Origin of the sequence: Lacihabitans lacunae (genome assembly GCF_042649125.1) — a bacterium.
Taxonomy (GTDB): domain Bacteria; phylum Bacteroidota; class Bacteroidia; order Cytophagales; family Spirosomataceae; genus Leadbetterella; species Leadbetterella lacunae.
In genome coordinates, this window is the sequence record NZ_JBHRYQ010000001.1 from 67575 (window position 1) to 86242 (window position 18668).

Below are 18668 nucleotides of genomic sequence, written 5' to 3' on the forward strand. Positions count from 1 at the left end.
ACCAAAATCCAACTCCAAAAAAATGAAACTAAAATCACTAACCCTCGGCATTTCAATAGCTTTCCTCATGCTCAACTGCAACCCAAAAGAGATTTTGGAGCCTACTATTGATTTTCCTGCTTTCGTGGTTATTGATGGAGATACGGTGAAGACTCGGGACGATAAAGATAAGATTTCAAAAAGAAAACTTTTGAGTATTATTACAGAAGGAGATGCAGTTATATTGCCAACTGGGGCTAAACTGAAAAAACAAAAATATGATAAAAAAAATGAAGAAATTTTAAAACTTGGGATAGATGATCCTGATTTAAAATCTAAACCCTTAAGAGTGGTGGCAAGTGGTTCAGGAGGGGGGTATACTAACTATAACAACGAATCTATTGAATTTAGTTTACCTAACCTAATAGCTAATCAAATGGGAGTAGAATTTAATAACCCTTATTTTGATATCAATGATTATAATGGTGGATGGGCGTATGTTAATTCCAATGATAATTTGACAGGAGGTCCGGTTCCTAAGTTTAAAGTTGCAAGAAACAATTTAGCCGTTGAGTTTATAGATTTAGATGGGAACCCGGTGCTGACAAAAATTAAAAAAAATACTAGAATCGATAACTTTGTGGATGTAACAGGCTTTGGTAACGGTTATAATCAAGGCGGAGACTTACCTATGTCAGTGCATTATAAAAGATTTGATACTAATATGAAGTATGATCAACGAGTACTTCAAGAAAAATTTGATTTTTTAATTGATATTTCTACGAACGATGATCAAATTATCAAGAATGGGTTTGATGGATATATTCCCAGAAAAATTGAGTACGTGAGCCCTGGCGGTATTCCCTCTCAAATACCTAATGCCAAATTAGACTTTTTTAGTGATATAGCTAAGCGTAAAAACGTAAAAGGTATAATAATTAGTGGGTTAATAACTAGTCCAAATCTTTCTTTAAATATCGTTTCAGTTGATATGGTAAGAAAAGAATTAGAAAAGTATCAGAAAGGATTCTTGCTGAACCAGAATGCTATACGAATTTTGCCTGATTCAAAAATAGACTCTCTATTAGGTACAAAAGTTAATATGAACATAAAACCATTTATTAGAAACGATGAAAAAATTACAAATTATACCAATTGGGAAGCCACTGAGACAATAAAAATTTATGACAAACCAATAAAATCTAAGTTAGCAAATCAGATGCTTTGGCCAGAATTAGATTTAAACTACATTTATGTACAAGTTTATTTGGGTAAATACATCACTCATGATGAGGTGAAAATTGACTATAAAGATTTATTCGAAGATAATTTTAGGGGCAATTCGAAATTGAGAAATATCATTATCGCAAATGAAGCACTTATAGCCATAAATGCCCACTATGGAACGACATTTCCTTTATACAATACTAGAGATTTTCTAAAATAAACCAAAATCCAACTCCAAACTCATGAAACTAAAATCATTTTTCCTCGGCATTTCAGTAGCTTACCTAATGCTCAGCTGCAACCCAAAAGAGATTTTGGAGCCAACAAACTTTGTGAATTTGGAATTCAGTATTATAGACGGAGATACAGTTAAAACAAGAAAGGATAATATAAAAATACCGCAACGCCTAGGTCTAGTTGGTCTCAATGTTGGGGATACAATTGCCACATTTAAAGACTGGAATTTAACTAAGAAAAATCAAGACAAAAATGTGATTGATAAATTAAAGAAGGATATAGAAGATCCTGAATTAAAAGGCAAGCCGCTCCGAATGGTCGTGGTCGGTGGAAGCTTGGCCGCTGGTGTAAGAAATGGAGGGTACAACAATGAAAACCTAAGCACCTCTTTCCCAAACTTAATAGCTTTGCAAATGGGAATTGATTTCTATCAGCCTTATTTTGATAATGCGGATTATAATGGCTTTGGTACAAGTCTTAAAACTAATGAAAATCTTACTGGTGGGCCTTTGCCAAAGTTTAAAACTGCCACCAACAACTTGGCAATTGAAAGTATTGACTCTAAAGGTAAAATAAAACTAAAGCCTTTTAAGGGTACTCGTATTGATAATTTTAGTTTAGATACTTTCTCGGGTTTTGAATTTCCTGAGTATTTTGGGGGTATTAGACATGATGACAGTGAGCCAGTTTACAAAAGACTCTTTAATAATGAACGATATGACAAAAGAGTCTTAAAAGAGAAGTTTGACTTTATTTTAGATTGTAGTAATCTTGGTTATACTGGCTATCTGGGCATTCATTCAGGTAATAAATACTTTAAGGGAGACATGACTACTTATAGAGATGAAAGAGGGGGCGGAGGTATGTTTCCTAATTACAGCGAACATGCCAATTTTTTGTTAGAAGTAAAAAAACGAAAAGGGTTAAAAGGTGTAATTTATAATTATCCTGCTCCTGGTTACTTACCAGCAATAGCGGATTTCTTTAAAGTTGAGGATGTTAAGAAGCAATTAGCTATTTATCAGAAAACAGGTTTGTTAGAGTCTAATATTAAGTATCTTTATCCCTATCAAGCACTAGATTCTTTAATGGGAAAAAATATAAATATGAATCTGAAACCTTACATCACAACAAACAAGCAAATTTTTGGGAGTACCTTACCACCAGAAAGAGATGAACAAATGAACAAGCAAACTAGAATGTTGGCTGAATACATGAATTTTGCTTTTGTGGACATCGAGGATATTTATATTCGTGCCTATGAAGAAAGATTATTTAGTGTTGATAATCTGAAAATTTCCAAAGCAATGTTTTTTGCAGAAGATGGCATGTCTCCAACAGTTTTGGGTAATGTGATAATAGCGAATGAAACCATAAAAGTTATTAATAACTATTACGGCATAGCTATTCCGTACATCAACACACGCGATTTTTTGAAATAAACTAATAATCATTTTTTATATCAATGTACAAGTTGCTAGAAATTTTTCTTTCCAAAAAGTCCCCAAAAAACTACAATTAAATTTTACATGTTTTAATAGCTACCTTTGTGGGGAATTTAAAATATATAGAAATTGGAAAACTTCGGTCAACTTGGCGTAAATGCCAATCTAGTTAAAGCTCTAGAAGAAAATAAAATAATAAAACCCTCTGAAATTCAGCAGCAGGTAATCCCTTATTTACTAAAAAACAATACAGACTTCATAGGTCAGGCTCAAACGGGTACAGGTAAAACAGTGGCCTTCAGTATTCCGTTGCTTCAAAGGATCAAACCCAACGAAAAGCATATTCAGGTGTTGGTGCTTTCGCCTACGCGTGAGCTGTGTCAACAAATAGCCAAGCAGATTTTTAAAATGACCCGCTATACCGAAAAGGTTTTTGCGGAGGCCGTATATGGTGGTGAGAAAATAGACATCCAAATCAGGAACCTTACCCGACCTACGCAAGTGGTAGTAGCTACACCTGGTAGGTTAATGGACTTGCTAGAGCGTAAAGCATTAGACATCAGTCAGGTGAAAACCTTGGTATTGGATGAAGCAGACGAAATGCTCAGCATGGGTTTTAAAGATGCCATAGATACCATAGTGGAGCAAATCCACGAGGACAATATCAAGTGGTTATTTTCGGCTACTATGCCAGACTCGCTCATTAGGCTGACTGAAAAATACATGGCTCCAGACACGCACACGGTTTCGGTGAGCAAGTCTACCGAAATAAACTCAAAAATCGAACACCAGTTTTTTATCTGTGAAAACAAACAGAAATTTGACTATGTGCATCATTTTCTACAATCTCAAGGTGCGGCAAGGGGTATCGTATTTACAAGAACCCGAGATGACGCACAGATGGTGGCCAAAAGGCTGAAAGCCAAAGGTGTAGAAACAGAGGCGATTCACGGAGACTTGGACCAAAAAGAACGTGATAAGGTGATGAGAGCCTTCAAAAACAAGAAAATTCAGGTGTTGGTAGCTACCGATATTTCGGCAAGAGGTATAGACATAGAAGGTTTGAGCTTTGTGGTGCATTATCAGTTGCCTGACCAAATCGAATACTACACCCACCGAAGTGGAAGAACGGCCCGTGCTGGCAAAAGAGGTATCTCTATTTCGTTTGTAACAGCAGCCGAGTTAAAGATTATTTCTCAAATAGAAAAGATACTTAAAATTAAATTTCATAAGGTGTAAAATGCTTTAGTATTTAGTTTTAAAAAAAGCTTTAGAAGAATGGATTTCAGGCATTATTTTTGCCGGAAATCTATTTTTTTATTACCTACTTATCTAACTTTTAACATGTCTAAATTTTACACAATTTTAGCTTTCGTTTTCATTTCTTTTTGTGCTTCTGCCACAGATCCTTTTCAAAATGAGTCTCTTGAAAATGACTTCAAAGAGATTAACAAAGTGGAGCAGTTTGTAAATGAAAACCCAAATACCACGCTGCAAGACCTCAAAACAAATCATTCGGAGCTAGTAGAAGAAATTACGTTTGACACGCACACGAGTTCTGCTTTGATTGTAAACGACGACCTGATTGGCATTCCTCCGTTTTGGTATGGCTTCTGTTTTGGTATAATCGGCATTGTGTTGGTGTATATCCTCACCGACAACGACAAAGAACTCACGCAGAAAGCACTCAAAGGCTGCTTAGTTTCGGCGGCAGTTGGGGTAGGGCTGTATATTGTCTATGTTGCTCTTTTGGTTGGCCTTTGGTCAAGTGCTGTTTATTCGTATTAATGCACACCTACATTTTGTTTTCAAACGAAAGTAAAGTGTTATTTAGTTATTTCTCGAGGTAAACCTTCAAGTTTTCTAAACTCTGAGTCATGTCTTTTGCCAGCATTTTCTTAAATATTGGCATAAACAAATTCATCGGAAATTTTGAGGGTCCCTCAAAAGTCCATGTGACGTCTGTGCTGTTTTCGTTTATTTTCTTTATTTCAAAATAAGACGCCGCTGTGTTTTTCATCGGTTTCTCAAATCTGAGTGCAAAGTCAATTCTGTTGGTGGGTGTAATTTTTGTAATTTCCTGTTCGCCTTGCCCCACATTTTTGTTGGTTTCGCTTTTCCAGCCGTACACAAAACCCACTTCGCCGTCAGTTCCATTGTATGTTTTGGACATATTAGGATCCGCCATGTTCCACACGCTGAATAAATCTTGATTTTTCACCAATTTTAAAAAGTCAAAAACTTCTGCGTCAGACTTGTTAACATTGATCTTGTTTTCGATTTTCATAACATTGCCCATTAAGACACTGAGTCCTATCAAAATCAGGCAAATTGCAATTATTACAATTAATATAGTCATAGTAGTATAGGGGTTAAGTTTAAAGCCTTTTTTTTGGAAAAAGTACTAATAGCATCCGACTAATCTTAAATAATATCAAAAATAGGCTTAATTTTATTAATTAGGTATATTTTCGACCTCTACTCAAAAGGACCCTAAAATTTACTAAGCGTCACCTTGCCGGTGGTGCCTTACTTTTTTTTGAAAAAAAGTAAGCAAAAAAACACTCTTAAAACAATGATCCTCTCCGAAAATTTGATTTTAAATGTTTTGAAATATTTCAAATTATCGAGTTTCAAATTTTCAGAACAGACTCGCTTCGACGCCTCGATTTTAAGATTTTAAGGAATATTATTTTTACTTATTTTTTCTCGGAATTTAATGAATAAATACCATGAGGCTCCAATAGTTAAAATAATTCCTCCTAATATATATATCCAATACGTCTGCCTTTTTGGTATTTCAGTAATGACGATTGTTTTATTAATAGCCTGATTACTAATTTCTTGGGTGTGGCCGTCAGCCCAAGTTACTCTTATCTTGTCTATTTTGGTAGCGTCAGCAAGTCCAAAATGCAGTTCGGGCGAACTCTGAGACAAATGACTAGAGCCGCCACCGTCTACTTCCCTAATGTAGATTTTATCTCCTACCCAAAGTTCCACTTTAGCCCCAATACCAAAGGCCTCATGAGCGGTGCCTTTTAGCTTAATTTTAAGCCAATTGCCATGTGGGGCGTCATTCCTAATCAAACGGGTAAACGACTCTGTCGGGAAATCTAAAACGGGTATTTGATTGATAAAGAGTATGTCTAAGTCGCCGTCGTGGTCATAATCAAACACTACAGAACCACGGCCAATTCCATAATCGTTTAGGCCAAGGTCTCTTGCTTTTTCTATAAATGACTTTCCGTTTTGGTTTTCGAAATAGAAGTTTGATATAGGTACGCAGTTTGGATTTAAGTCGCCATTCGATACAAATAAATCAAGGTCACCATCGTGGTCAAAGTCCGCAAAATTGGCTCCCCAGCTGATGGCGATAAACGTCATATTAGCGGCCTTGGTCTCATTTTTAAATGGCTTGCCTTGGCCCTGGTTTAACATGAGGTTGTTAAACCGGATGTTGGTGAAGTAGTAGTCCATCAGGCCGTCGCCGTTGTAATCGCCCAGAGCAGTTCCCATGGAGTTTATCTCCAAATCCATATTGAGCTCTTTGGCCCTGTCCACAAATTCCTTTTTGGGATATAAGTTCTCAAGCAAAAGGTTAGGGGTTCGCTTATAGCCAAAATCGTGGTTGATGATGAGGTCTTGGTCGCCGTCGTTATCAAAATCAGAAAATACCCCACCAAAGCCAAAGCCTTTGTGACTAAGGCCGTATTCTTCATATTGATTTTCAAATTTTTTACCCGCTTTGTTTATCAGTAAATACCCTTTTGATATTTGGTTGGCACCCACCACGGTTGCGTCATTTATCAGACTCAGTTTTCCTTCGTATTCGTTAAAATAGTTGCCAATATACAAGTCAGGATAGCCATCCGCGTTTACATCGCCAAAGCTAGCCGCTGTGCTAAATGAATTGAGGTTTTCAAGGCCGAAAGCCTTGGTTACATCTCTAAAAGTGCCGTTTCCATTATTGAGAAACAAAAGGTTCTCGGCCCTTGGAATGGTCTGTTTTACGTTTTTGGTGGTTATAGTCGTGATAAAAAGGTCTCGAAATCCATCTTTGTTAACATCGGCCGACACTACACCTTGGGTTATAAAATTTTGGGTTTTGTGCAAACCCGACTTCTCAAATATATTCGTAAAAGTGCCATTTTTGTTGTTGAGCAAAAGCTGATCATTTCTAAGTCCGCTGGTGAGGTAAACGTCTTCCCACCCGTCGTTATTGATGTCTATCACACATGCTCCACCGCCAAACATACCTTCGTAAACCTCAAAAACGTGGTTGATGCCCGCTTGTTTGGTTACATCTACGAAAGGTTTTGGAGCCTGTGAAAAAGTAACTTTTGAAAGAAAAACTAAAGCAATTAAAAAGAGGTTTTTTATGTTGTTTTTCATCTTTTCCATTTTAGTTTAGCGATGTTTTCTGCTATTTCTTTTCCTTTTATTTGTCCAGCCAAATTATCTTGTGGCGTATGAATGCCACCATAAAACCGTGAATCGGCAGTTTCTTTCGAGATCTGATGGAAGCTTTGAAAGGTTCTAACTTTAAAGTCCACGTCTCGCACTTGGTCGCGTCGTCTGCCTACATGTAGACTGTCAGTAATTTCAAATTTTTCTCCAAAAATACCCGACAAAACCGTAGCACATGCTTTTGCCTGTATGGCATGCCCCGAAGGGAAAGCAGGAAAAGGCGGGTCAGGCCAAAATGAGGTCCAAGTAGAATCGATATTCGCTGGTATATAGGTGTTTGGTCTTTCGGTAAAAAACTCATATTTCCACTTCCAGCAGTTTCGAAATGCATCTGCGAGACTCATGCCTAACATGGCGTAGGTTTGGGCACTATGCACCAAGTCTGCGTTTGTTTTCTTGAGGACATAGGTAGCCAAATAAAAACTATGGCCGGGCGGAGTAGGGGTTTCGTCGGGGTCGTCTCCCCACCAAATGGCCGCTTCTTTTTCGGCTTGAGTCAGGCTTCTTTCTTTTTCATAAACTGCCAAAAACTGTTTGTAATAGTCGGAGTTTTTGTCAGTACTGTAGGGGATAAATTTGGGCTTTTCTAGTTGACTGTTTGTCGAAACAAAAGTTCGGTTTTGGCCCCAATAGGGATGAAGTGGAAAGTGACTAAACGACTGTGCGTATAGCGGAGGTTGCCATCCGCCGGGCTTTTGCTCGAACTCAAGTTTTTTGTCGAAGTTTTTCAAATAGCCCCTATGTCCGCCGTCAGTTTTTGACCATTCAAAAATCTGATTGGCTATAGATACTCCATAAGCTACTGATTTTTTAACTTTAGTTTCTGCTTGATTTTCCTTGAAATAATGCTCAAAATGCTGCTCAAGAGAATCTATTTTAAGTTTATTTTGGTCGGAAGTTTGATTGTAAATGTTTTTTAAAATACGGGCCGTAGCGGCATTAAATGCAAGTTCTGTCACCAAGTCGCTTGGTGATTCTTGCGTTGTATTTAGTTTTAATCCGTTTAGTTGGTTTGCTATACTCTGAAATTCTGAAGAAGAAAACACCACCGACTCGTACATAGTGAGTCCGATATATCCAAAGCAACGCGACGCATACGTGGGTGAGTTTGCGGGCGTGTTTTTTGTGATATAAATGGCCATTTCGGCCCATTTGGTAGCCAATTCATTTTGGCTTATGTGTTCTTTCGGTTTACAGTTTAGTATACAGGCAAGGCCAGTAAACAGTAAGAATATTCTTAATACTGCTTTCATTATAGTTTAGTTTTATGTTTATAGAGGGGGTAGTTTAGGTTGAGTTTTTACTTTTTTTCTGCCATATATTATGGGTTAAGTTTATATGCTTTTATTGGTACTTGGTTTATACCAAAATACAGGGTTTCGTTTATAGAAACAATATTTTTTATATCTCCCCAAATATTAAATCCAGATTGTTTTTGAGAAACATACTCAAAGTTTCCGGCACCGTTTCCTTTAAACAGCATTCCGAAGTTCGCATCAAATTTTCCGATTCTGATTTTGGCGTAGGCATTGTTTCCACAAAGAAGCAAGTCTTGGTTTCCGTCTTTGTTAAAATCAAGCACAGCAATGGCCGAAATTGGGGAATACTGAGCCTCTTTTGGCAGGGACATAAATTTGTATTTCCCGTCTTTTTGACTTAAAAAAACGCCGCTCGCCATTTCATTTGCCTCAAATTTTAGGGCACCTTCGGTTTCTCCTGATGAAAATAGTTCTTCCATGCCTTTGTCTGCATACGATTCGTAATTGGTATACTTTGATTTCTGATAGCTAAGCTGATTTTGGAGCTCATCGCGGGTGATAAACGGTATTTTTTTACCTTGAATAAAATAACTCACGATGCCATCTATGGAGCCATTGCTATCAAAGTCTTTGGCAATTAATTCCACTGGTTTATTTGGGCTGGCGTTGAGTTGATGGTTTAGCCCCAAGTTGCCAATAATCAAATCTGGTTTGCCGTCTTTGTTGAGGTCTGCACTCGCTATTTTATTCACCCATCCTTTTAGTTTTGTATCTAAATATGAGTCGCTTACGTTTTCTAACGTATTGTTTTTTATTTCAAAAACCTGAATAGGAAGGTACTCGCCTGCAAGTACTAGTTCTGGTTTTTTATCGTTGTTTAGGTCTACCCAAAGGGCATCTTTTACCAAACTCAATGTTTTAAGTTCGGGGCAAATGCTCGCCGTTTTATCTTCAAAGCCACCTTTTTTATTATTTATCAAAATATGGCTTCCTCCCGAAAGCGGGTATTCGCCTGGAAGGAAATTGCCTCCTACAAATAAATCTACGAATCCGTCAGAATTTATATCCGCTGCACGCACACATGATTTTGAACCCGAAAGGGCAGGAGTTGCTACTTTTTTGAATTCTCCTTTTCCTAAATTTATATAAAGCCTATCGTTTAGCAAAGCGTCAGTTTTGGATAGGTTGTGGTAACCGCCAGAGCTTATGTAAATATCGCTTAGGCCGTCATTATTTACGTCAAAAATGCAAATGTCGCTGTCTACAAATGCGGTGTCTTGTGCAAATACCGCAGGGCTTTTCTCTGTAAAACTTCCTCCAGTTTTTTGATAGAATATTTTGGTGCTTTGTCCTTTATTTCCACCAATGAGTATATCTTCGAGGCCGTCTTTGTCCATATCGGCTTTGCTTATGCAAGGGCCGCTATAAGAAAGCTGGTTTACCAACAATAATTGTCTTTCAAAGTCATTGAAGTTTGACTTGGGGTCAATATAGTTTATAGGTGATTTTACTTCAGCAAAGACTAGTTTTGCTTTTGGTGTTTCAAATCTGTAAATGGTGTTCGCGTTTTTTTCTTCTAAAACCATTTTTTTGTTAATCGGAGGATTGGGTATGCTCTGACTTTTGCCCGAATTCCAAATCACCGTGATTGAATCTATTTTGGTATTTTCACCCAATCCGAAATGTAACATACCAGACACCGCCGACAGATACCCACGGGCCGTATATTTTTCTAGGATTTGAGTTCCTGACTTGGTGTAGGCAATCACTTTTGCACCAAGTCCTTGGGTGTTTTTTTCTGCTCCTTTAAGGTCTATTCCCAGAAAACCTGATTTTTTTTCTGAAGTATTTTTATAAATAAAAGCGGGCTGATTGATGTTGTTAGCTATTAGATCCAGGTCACCGTCATTGTCTAAGTCTGCATAAGCGGCACCGTTTGAATTTGATGGTGTTTGTATTCCCCAGGCTTTGCTTGCATCCGTAAAACTGGTGTTTGCCGTATTTTTGAAAATGTAATTACTCACATTAGACGCTGGCATTTGTTTGATTATTTCCAAAACATCCTCTCTTTGCAGCCGACCTTTTTGCTGAACATAGTTTTCCATGTATTTTATAAAATCCATGTTGGTGTAGTCTCTCAAATATCCGTTGCTGATAAAGAGGTCCTTCCAACCGTCGTTGTCATAATCGGCCAAAAGTGCAGACCAGCTCCAGTCAGTATTCGAAACCCCGGCTATCTGCCCAATCTCCGAAAAAGTACCGTTTTGGTTCGAAAGGTGCAGCATGTTTCGCATGTATTGATAGTAAAAACCAGAGCGAACATTCTGTTCAAACTTCGCAAAATTATCGGGAGCGATAAGTAGTTTTTGTCTTTTGTTATCTTCCGGAAGCATATCTAAGGTGAAAATATCTGAGCTGCCGTCGTTATTGATATCGGCGATATCATTTCCCATAGAAAACTGGCTCGTGTGGCCAATCATGCTGCTTATTTTGTTTTGGAAAGCACCATTTTTCTGGTTGATATATAAGTAATCAGGCACAGCATAGTCATTCGAAACGTAAAAGTCTGGCCAGCCGTCTTCGTTAATATCGGATATTCCTATTCCTAAACCATAGCTTAGTTCGGAGCCATTTATGCCCGCTTTTTGGGTGATGTCTGTAAATTTTCCGTTGTTTTGTGAAAGTAAGCGTAAGCCCATTTCAGGGTTGTCAGTGGCAAAAAGTGCCGCAGTAGCTGTTTCGTTTAGTAACGGTAAGTTTTTTGGGTTGTGGTTGAGTAGCAACATGTCTAAGTCGCCGTCTTTGTCATAATCAAAGAAATAGGCTTGGTTCGAATATCCGTTGTGGTCAAGGCCAAAAGTAGCGGCTTGCTCTTCAAATATTGGATTGCCAGCAGCATCATTTCCCTGGTTTACATATAATTCGTTTTTGCGTTTTTCGGCAGGCAGTGCTCCCGAATAACACAGATAAAAATCTAGTTTGCCATCTGCGTTTATGTCTACCACATTTACACCTGTTTTCCAAGGTCCGGGGCGTCCAGCGGTTTTGCTTTGAGTGGTAATATCTTCAAATTTGAGGTTGCCGAGGTTTTTATAAAGTTTGTTTTCACCCATGTTGGAGGTGAAATATATATCCACTAGTCCATCGGCATTAAAATCTCCTGTGGCTACGCCACCGCCGTTATAAAAATATTCATACATCAGAATATTCGTATTTGGGCCTTCTTCTAGCGTATTCTGGAAATTAACGTTGGTTTCTTCTGGTTTTAAAATCTCGAAAATAGGAGAACCAAGGTTTTCAGAGCTAGTAGAATCTGATTTTGAGCATCCGAAAATCGATAGAGTCAGAAAGGTTATAAGGTATTTATTCAAGGTTGAGTTTATTTTAATCAAATCTAAAAATAAAAAAATCTATCCCCAAGGTGAGGATAGATTTTTGCTTAAAAAATGTACGATTGTTATTGGTAAGCCGGGTTTTGAATAAGTTTGGCATTTCTGCTGATCTCATTTCTACTAAACGGCCTAAAATACATCTTGTCGTTCCACTTTCGTGTTTCGTTTTCAGTGTTGTCTACTACTGTATACGTATATGTGTACACGGTAGGGTCATATCTGTATGGCTTTCTTGGAGTAGCTCCTGGTTTAAGTTTGGCCACTATATTTAAGGCTTTTATGCCTCTTCCTACTGTGGTGGGAGCTATCATCCATCTGCGAGCGTCATGGTATCTGTGCTCTTCATAAACCAATTCTATTCTACGCTCATTTCTGTATCTAGTTTTTAGTGCAGCTCCAGTTTCGGTTATGGCTGGCATACCTGCTCTAAATCTGATTTTGTTTAACCATGCTTTTGCTTCAGCGTCTTCACCAAGTTCAATACATGCTTCGGCATAATTTAACACAGCCTCAGTGTATCTGATAAACGGCCAAGGGATAGTTTGAGCACTAGACTGGTTGTCTGCCAAAGCTGGGTTTGGGTCAATAAACTTACGCGTGTAATAGTGCGTACGGCTACCGTTCCAGTTTTCTACTGCTGACTCACGTGTGTCGATACCGTTTATAGTTCCACCGGCACCGTCGTCATAGTATCCCGTCTGAATTTGGTTTGCAGGATCTAAAGCTGCTACATCAGAAGGTCTCGGTTTCCATGGTGCTCCATCGTAAAGTATAGTAGCATAGAATCTCGGGTCTCTGTTTGTGTAAGGTGCTGCTTTGTGCTCTGGTTTTGTCCAGTCAAACTTGCTTCCGTCCATCATTTCGTAGTCATCCACAAGGTTTTGGATTGGTGTATTACCTGCCCAGTTGTGGTATCCGTTTGGTCCATTGTTGATACCGTAGTGAATTCCGCCCAGTGGCCAGTTATCCTCCTCGGTATACAAAGGTGTATGTGTTCTTTGGAAAATCAGCTCCGAAGTAGCAGACGCATCACCCACGGCACTTTGACCACCAAGGGCTATTGACATGTAGTTCATTTTACCCTCCTCAGCCGAAACCGGAGCGGTTAGGTTTAATTTATAACCCGAAGTTGCATCCAAAACAGCTTTTGATGCTGCTTTAGCCGCTTGCCATCTAGTTTTTTGATCACCAGAAGCATAAGCTATTAAGTTTAAGTTTGCAAAACCACCCAAGCTTGTAGAGTTTGCTTTTACTTTAGTGGCATCGTGTAAATCACTGGCTGCATACGTTAGCACACGAGCCTTTAGGGCCATCGCACTAATTTTTGATGCTCTACCTGGAGTTTCCGGTTTTCCTTCTAAGAGTTTTATCGCTTTATCTAAATCAGCTACTATAAAGTTCACTACTTCTTCGTAGGTATTTCTAGGTGCCGAGTAGTCGTCATCTAAGCCATAAGGCTTATCGATTAGTGGAACGCCACCGTAGAATCTTAGCAACTGCTGATAGTAGTAGGCTCTCAAAAAGTGAGATTCACCCGTTAGTCTATCTTTCAAAGTAGCATTGTTAAACGTAGCTTTCGGTAGTCTGTCAAGGGCAATGTTTGCCTGGCGAATAGCCAAGTACATATTTCCCCATTCGTAGGTAGGGCTTTTCCATGCAAGGTTTGATGGGCTTTCTGCCCCCTCGGTAAAAGTATTGATATTTCTACCCGAGTGAGTAAACATCGCTTCGTCGGTATAGGCAGCTAGGGCTTGCTCTTCAAATCCTCCGTATCCTAAAAACGAATACACATTAAATACAAATGCTTCTGAAAGCGGTCCGTCACCCCAAGTTGCCTCGCTCGATATCTTGTCGAGAGGCTGGGTGTTTAGAAACTCCTTATCACAGGAGATGGCCAACACAAGAAGTGCACTGAGTAGGCCAAGTTTTAATTTTATTTTTTTCATACTGTCAATTTTTTAGAAAGTTAAACTTAAGCCGGTGTTAATTACACGCGATTGAGGGTAGTAAACTCCTCCTTGTGCAGTAGCCTCTGGATCAAAGATTTTGCTTTTGGCAACCGTAATTAGATTGAGTCCGTTTACATACACACGTAAGCCTGAAACTTTAGCCTTGTCAAGAATATTTTGCGGAAGGTTATAACCTAACTCAAGGTTCTTAAGACGGATATAATCTTTGCTAAATAAATAGTACGTATTATTTCCGAAGTTTCCTCCAGTATAGTATGTGTCACCTCTACTAGCTAATCTTGGATGCTCCGAACTTGGGTTATCTATTGACCATCTGTTGTCATAGCTATACTTTAAGAAGTTACCGATATCACCTGATTCCGTTTGGATTCTAAGTGCAGCACCTGCAGCTCCTTGCAATAGTATGTTTAGGTCAAATCCTTTGTATCTGAAGTCAAAAGTAGAACCGAAGTTAAACGTAGGCGTGATGTTTTGATCAAGTCTAATTCTATCATCCGCATTGATTTTTCCATCGTTGTTTACATCTTCAAACTTCATATCTCCAGGCAATAACTTCCCTGTTACTTCTGAATAGTTTAATGTATTTGCATCAATCTCTGCTTGGTCTTTAAATACCCCGTCAGATTTGTATACCAAATATGCATTTATCGGCTTTCCTTCTTGAAGTTGGTAGCTTGGTGCTCCCGGAATTTCGTCCATATACACCACTTTGTTTTTAGCATATCCACCATTAACTGCAGCTCTAAACTGAAGTGCCTTAGATGCTTTGTTGTTATAACCGATGTTAAATTCAAATCCGCGGTTGTCTACTTTTCCAGCATTTACAGGTGGCAATAATGAGTTAATTCCGGACGATGCAGGAGTAGAGCCAGTTTTTTGAATTAAGATTTGTGATCTACGGTTAAAGAAATACTCTAACGTCATGTCAAACATACCATTTAACATAGTTAAATCTGTACCTATGTTATAGTTGTTTGCTCGCTCCCAAGTAAAGCTTGGGTTAGCTAAGACAGTTTCCCTTAGAGTAGTAACCACTTGGTTATTAATTGGATATGCACCAAAGCCATAAGTAGAAAGATAAGCATACTCCTGAAGTGCATTGTTGTAATAAACTTGGTCATTACCCATTTGGCCATAAGAAGCTCTGATTTTCATATAATCCACCACTTCGTTTTTGAAGAAATCTTCGTTTGAGATATTCCATCCTAACAATAGACCAGGGAAGAAACCAAAACGTGAGCTTTCAGGGAAAATATATGAACCGTCGTATCTCCAAATAAACTCAGCTAGGTATTTCTCTTTGTAGTTATACTGGGCTCTTCCGTAGTATCCAAGTCTTGCTCTTTGGTATGCACTACCACCCGTGTTTTGTTGAAGCGAACCTCCCGCAAATAACTGATCTACAGCAGCAGATATATAGTTTCTTCTAAAAGCATTGAAGTTTTCACCTTCGAAGTTTTCTTTGGTAATACCCGCCAATAAACTCAAGTTGTGATCTGCACCAATCTTTTTGTCATAGGTCAACAAACCCGTCAAGTTAGTATTTAATACTGAACTGTAACCTTGATAAAGTCTCGGGTCTTTAAAATTAGATCTTACGGCACCTACTAACAACGGCGTTTTGCCATCAGCTTCGTAGCTGGTTTTGTCCCAATAATAAAGGCTCCAAGGTGTCTGCCAAGTTTTGGTTGTTTTACTGTTTTTGTCGATAGAGGCATTCAGGGTTAACTTTAAGCCGCTTATCCACGGATTCGTAATATTTACCGATCCATTGGCCTGAGTGTAATCTGTAGGCTCGTCTTGGTAACCTGTAGCATTTGTAGTAATTACATACGGGTTTTGACCATTCTCGATATCTGGACCTGGCAAACCGTTTGGCCATACTTCAGGCTCTGTCGGTCTTCCTCTCATCAACATTCTGAAAATACTTCCTGCACTTTCTGTTGGGTATCTTCTTTTTTCTCTTCTAACCATTATACCCAAACTTGTATTTACATACTTGTTTATTTTGGCATCTACGTTGGTTCTGAAGTTATATTGTTGATAGCGAGTGGCTGAGTTGTTGTAAATGGCATCTTGGTTTACATAACCAAGAGATGACATATATTTGATATTCTCAGAACCTCCAGAAAGCTGAATGTTATGTCTCGACTGCGGTGCCCAATTTTTAAATGCATCGCCAAACCAATCGGTATCGGGGTATCCCCAAGGGTCAGAGCCATTTTGGTATTTTTGAACTGCATCTGGACTATAATTTGCATTTAGGGCACTTATACCCGCAGTTGGAGATTTATAGCTTCCGGTAGTTTTTATGCTATTCCATGCATTTCCCCATTCGTTTGAAGGGATAGTTTTGTAGATAGGCAATTCGTTCATAATAGAAGCATACTCAAAAGAATTGGCCATATTAGGAATAACTCCCGGCTGTGAAAACCCTTGGTTAAAGTCATAGGTAAGGGTTGGCTTTCCTGACTTTCCTCTTTTGGTAGTTACTATAATGGCACCGTTTGCCGCTCTTGCTCCATAAATGGCAGCAGAAGCATCTTTCAATACCGAAATAGACTCAATATCTCTTGGGTTTAGTCTACCGATACCACCGTCTCTGTCCGGAATTCCGTCAATCACGATAAGCGGAGAACTGTTACCAAGGGTGTTTGTACCTCTAATTGAAATAGTAGCACCATCGGCACCTGGCTCACCAGATTGCTGAACTACCACTAGTCCGGGTAAACGGCCAGAAAGTGAGTTAGTTAAGTCAACCGAAGGAGATTTGATTAGTTTCTCACCTTGTACCGCAACCACAGCACCGGTAACTGTAACTTTTTTCTGAGTACCATAGGCTACCACTACCACTTCTTCAAGGTTACTTGCGTCAGGAGCCATCGAAATGTTAAGCATTGATTGGTTTCCAACTATTACCTCTTGAGAAGTATACCCCACAAATGAAAACACCAAAGTAGCGTTGTCATTTTTTACATTAATGGTAAATTTTCCGTCAATGTCAGTGATAGCACCATTGAACGTGCCTTTTTCGGTGATAGTTACCCCTGGAAGGCCACCACCTGTTTCGTCGGTTACTTTACCTTTAATTTCTTTGGCCATAGCCGAAGCTGTAAAGAATATAGTAAAAAGTAGGCTGAACATGAGGAAAGTCCCACTTTTGCCGGAAGTGTTTATCCACGGCAAGGAGCATTCCCTCTTTTTAAAGAGTAAATGTTTAATCATCATAAAATGATATAATTTAAGATTGAAAATAGGTTTATGGTCCTAATTTTTTACCACTTTTAATTGCCCTTTGATTTTTTACAAAGGTTAATTTAAATAGAAGAAGACTATCAGTGGGCTGTTTAAATGCGAGTAAAAGATTAAGGATTATTTCAAAGTTAAGCTTTTTAATAAAAATTAAGGGTCAAAAGAAAATGAGATAATTTTAATAAAAAATATAATTTAACTAAAAAGTGCGTTTAGGGCATTGAAATGCGTTTTATGATGAAAATGCAAATATTTGCACAACTTTGATAGAATTGCCTTTTTTTTCTTTAGATTCATTAATAAAATCTCAATCTCAATTAATAATTGATTTGTGTCAATTTGAAAGTAGATTTGTAGGTGTAAAAGCAACTTTTTCTAAAAATCAACCTTAATTAAAAAACTAAAATGAAAAACAACGTAAGCATAAAAACTATAGCGGATAAACTACAAATTTCGATGTCTACAGTTTCTAGAGCTCTACATGGCAATACGCGAATTGGTCTAAAAACCAGAGAAAAAGTAAACGAGTTAGCCAAAGAATTACACTATGTGCCTAACCCGGGCAATGTTTATTTGCAAGGCAAACAGACCTATGAGATTGGAATAATAGTGCCTGCCCTTAAAGAAGAGTTTTTTGTCAAAATAATAGATGTATTAGAAAATGAGCTGAGACCATTAGGGTATCACCTTCATATTTTTCAAAGCCAAGAAAATGAAGACTGTCAAATTAGAGCTTTGGATTATTTTAAAAAAATGCGGGTAGATGGTATCCTTTGCTCTTTGGCTTCAAATACAAAAAGGTACGACAAGTTTTTAGAGGTAGAAGAGTTTGGTATTCCGATTGTGTTTTTTGATAGAACACCACGCGGCATTTCTTCTTTTTCGGTAAAAAGTAATACCGAAGGCGGAGCTCTGAAAGTAATGGAGTTCCTGAAAAATAAAGGAATAAATAAGGTCGCATTGATAAATGGCCCTGCCAATTTAGATACTTCTGGAGATAGACTAAACGGTTATTTGATGGGGGTTGAAAAATTTAGAATGGAAAGTTCGCCTTCGCTAATAAAGAGTGTTGCCCTTACGCCAGAGTCTGTTTTGGAGGTGGTTAAAGAGTTCGTTTCGGCTAAATGTTTGCCCGAAGCAGTTTTTACGTTTAATGATTACATAGCTCTTTACCTCATGAAAGCTATGAAAAACTTGGGCTTAGAACCCAATAAAGACATGCTAATTGCCAGTTATGGGAATTTGCCTTTTATTTCGCACCTTGAAAATCCCCCGATTGTGTCTGTAGAGCAGTTTCCGGAAAGACTGGGCCTTTCGGCATTAGAGATGCTTTTAAAAAGAATTGACTCCGAAGAGCCAATGAAGCCGCATTTTAAAATGATTGACACCGAATTAGTGATTTACCCAAGAGGGTAATGGTGTTGTAACTTTTGTTACGGT

At 38.4% G+C, this 18668-nt stretch carries 11 protein-coding genes; 5 read left to right on the plus strand and 6 right to left on the minus strand.

What is annotated here, in order from left to right:
- Positions 1-22 precede the first annotated feature (22 nt).
- From ACFOOI_RS00230 to ACFOOI_RS00245, 4 genes are all read left to right on the plus strand, one after another.
- A complete protein-coding gene (locus ACFOOI_RS00230) occupies positions 23-1426 on the plus strand; it encodes a hypothetical protein (protein WP_379833566.1) in 1404 nt (467 codons plus the stop codon).
- A gap of 22 nt (positions 1427-1448) precedes the next feature.
- Positions 1449-2885 carry a hypothetical protein gene (locus tag ACFOOI_RS00235; protein ID WP_379833568.1) on the plus strand — a complete coding sequence of 479 codons (1437 nt, stop codon included), beginning with the start codon at positions 1449-1451 and terminating at the stop codon, positions 2883-2885.
- 132 nt (positions 2886-3017) lie between these two features.
- Positions 3018-4127, plus strand: a complete 1110-nt coding sequence (locus ACFOOI_RS00240) for a DEAD/DEAH box helicase (protein ID WP_379833571.1) — start codon at positions 3018-3020, stop codon at positions 4125-4127.
- A 105-nt stretch (positions 4128-4232) separates the two neighbouring features.
- The gene (locus ACFOOI_RS00245) at positions 4233-4676 is read left to right on the plus strand and encodes a hypothetical protein (RefSeq protein WP_379833573.1); all 444 of its coding nucleotides are present in this window, start codon (positions 4233-4235) and stop codon (positions 4674-4676) included.
- A gap of 46 nt (positions 4677-4722) precedes the next feature.
- Here ACFOOI_RS00245 and ACFOOI_RS00250 read toward each other — a convergent pair whose 3' ends face one another.
- The 6 genes from ACFOOI_RS00250 to ACFOOI_RS00275 form a co-directional block, all read right to left on the minus strand.
- Positions 4723-5247, minus strand: a complete 525-nt coding sequence (locus ACFOOI_RS00250) for an SRPBCC family protein (protein WP_379833576.1) — start codon at positions 5245-5247, stop codon at positions 4723-4725.
- A gap of 320 nt (positions 5248-5567) precedes the next feature.
- Positions 5568-7280, minus strand: coding sequence for a CRTAC1 family protein (locus ACFOOI_RS00255; RefSeq protein ID WP_379833579.1), 1713 nt, complete (start codon positions 7278-7280; stop codon positions 5568-5570).
- Complete coding sequence (locus tag ACFOOI_RS00260; protein ID WP_379833581.1) at positions 7277-8608, minus strand: vanadium-dependent haloperoxidase; 1332 nt, start codon at positions 8606-8608, stop codon at positions 7277-7279. The genes ACFOOI_RS00255 and ACFOOI_RS00260 overlap by 4 nt, the downstream gene beginning before the upstream one ends.
- Before the next feature lie 68 nt (positions 8609-8676).
- Positions 8677-11985 (minus strand): VCBS repeat-containing protein, encoded by a 3309-nt coding sequence (locus ACFOOI_RS00265; protein ID WP_379833585.1) that lies wholly within the window; start codon positions 11983-11985, stop codon positions 8677-8679.
- An 86-nt stretch (positions 11986-12071) separates the two neighbouring features.
- Positions 12072-13952 (minus strand): RagB/SusD family nutrient uptake outer membrane protein, encoded by a 1881-nt coding sequence (locus ACFOOI_RS00270; RefSeq protein WP_379833588.1) that lies wholly within the window; start codon positions 13950-13952, stop codon positions 12072-12074.
- 12 nt (positions 13953-13964) lie between these two features.
- Positions 13965-17120: a SusC/RagA family TonB-linked outer membrane protein gene (locus ACFOOI_RS00275; RefSeq protein WP_379833591.1), complete on the minus strand. Its 3156-nt coding sequence runs from the start codon at positions 17118-17120 to the stop codon at positions 13965-13967.
- Between the two features lie 513 nt (positions 17121-17633).
- Here ACFOOI_RS00275 and ACFOOI_RS00280 point away from each other — a divergent pair.
- Positions 17634-18644, plus strand: coding sequence for a LacI family DNA-binding transcriptional regulator (locus ACFOOI_RS00280; protein WP_379833594.1), 1011 nt, complete (start codon positions 17634-17636; stop codon positions 18642-18644).
- The last annotated feature ends 24 nt before the right edge of the window (positions 18645-18668 follow it).

Coding starts and splice junctions, on each gene's coding strand:
- ACFOOI_RS00230 (WP_379833566.1), top strand. CDS start 23: ATGAAACTAAAATCACTAACCCTCGGCATTTCAATAGCTTTCCTCATG.
- ACFOOI_RS00275 (WP_379833591.1), bottom strand. CDS start 17,120: ATGTTCAGCCTACTTTTTACTATATTCTTTACAGCTTCGGCTATGGCC.
- ACFOOI_RS00255 (WP_379833579.1), bottom strand. CDS start 7,280: ATGAAAAACAACATAAAAAACCTCTTTTTAATTGCTTTAGTTTTTCTT.
- ACFOOI_RS00250 (WP_379833576.1), bottom strand. CDS start 5,247: ATGACTATATTAATTGTAATAATTGCAATTTGCCTGATTTTGATAGGA.
- ACFOOI_RS00235 (WP_379833568.1), top strand. CDS start 1,449: ATGAAACTAAAATCATTTTTCCTCGGCATTTCAGTAGCTTACCTAATG.
- ACFOOI_RS00270 (WP_379833588.1), bottom strand. CDS start 13,952: ATGAAAAAAATAAAATTAAAACTTGGCCTACTCAGTGCACTTCTTGTG.
- ACFOOI_RS00260 (WP_379833581.1), bottom strand. CDS start 8,608: ATGAAAGCAGTATTAAGAATATTCTTACTGTTTACTGGCCTTGCCTGT.
- ACFOOI_RS00280 (WP_379833594.1), top strand. CDS start 17,634: ATGAAAAACAACGTAAGCATAAAAACTATAGCGGATAAACTACAAATT.
- ACFOOI_RS00245 (WP_379833573.1), top strand. CDS start 4,233: ATGTCTAAATTTTACACAATTTTAGCTTTCGTTTTCATTTCTTTTTGT.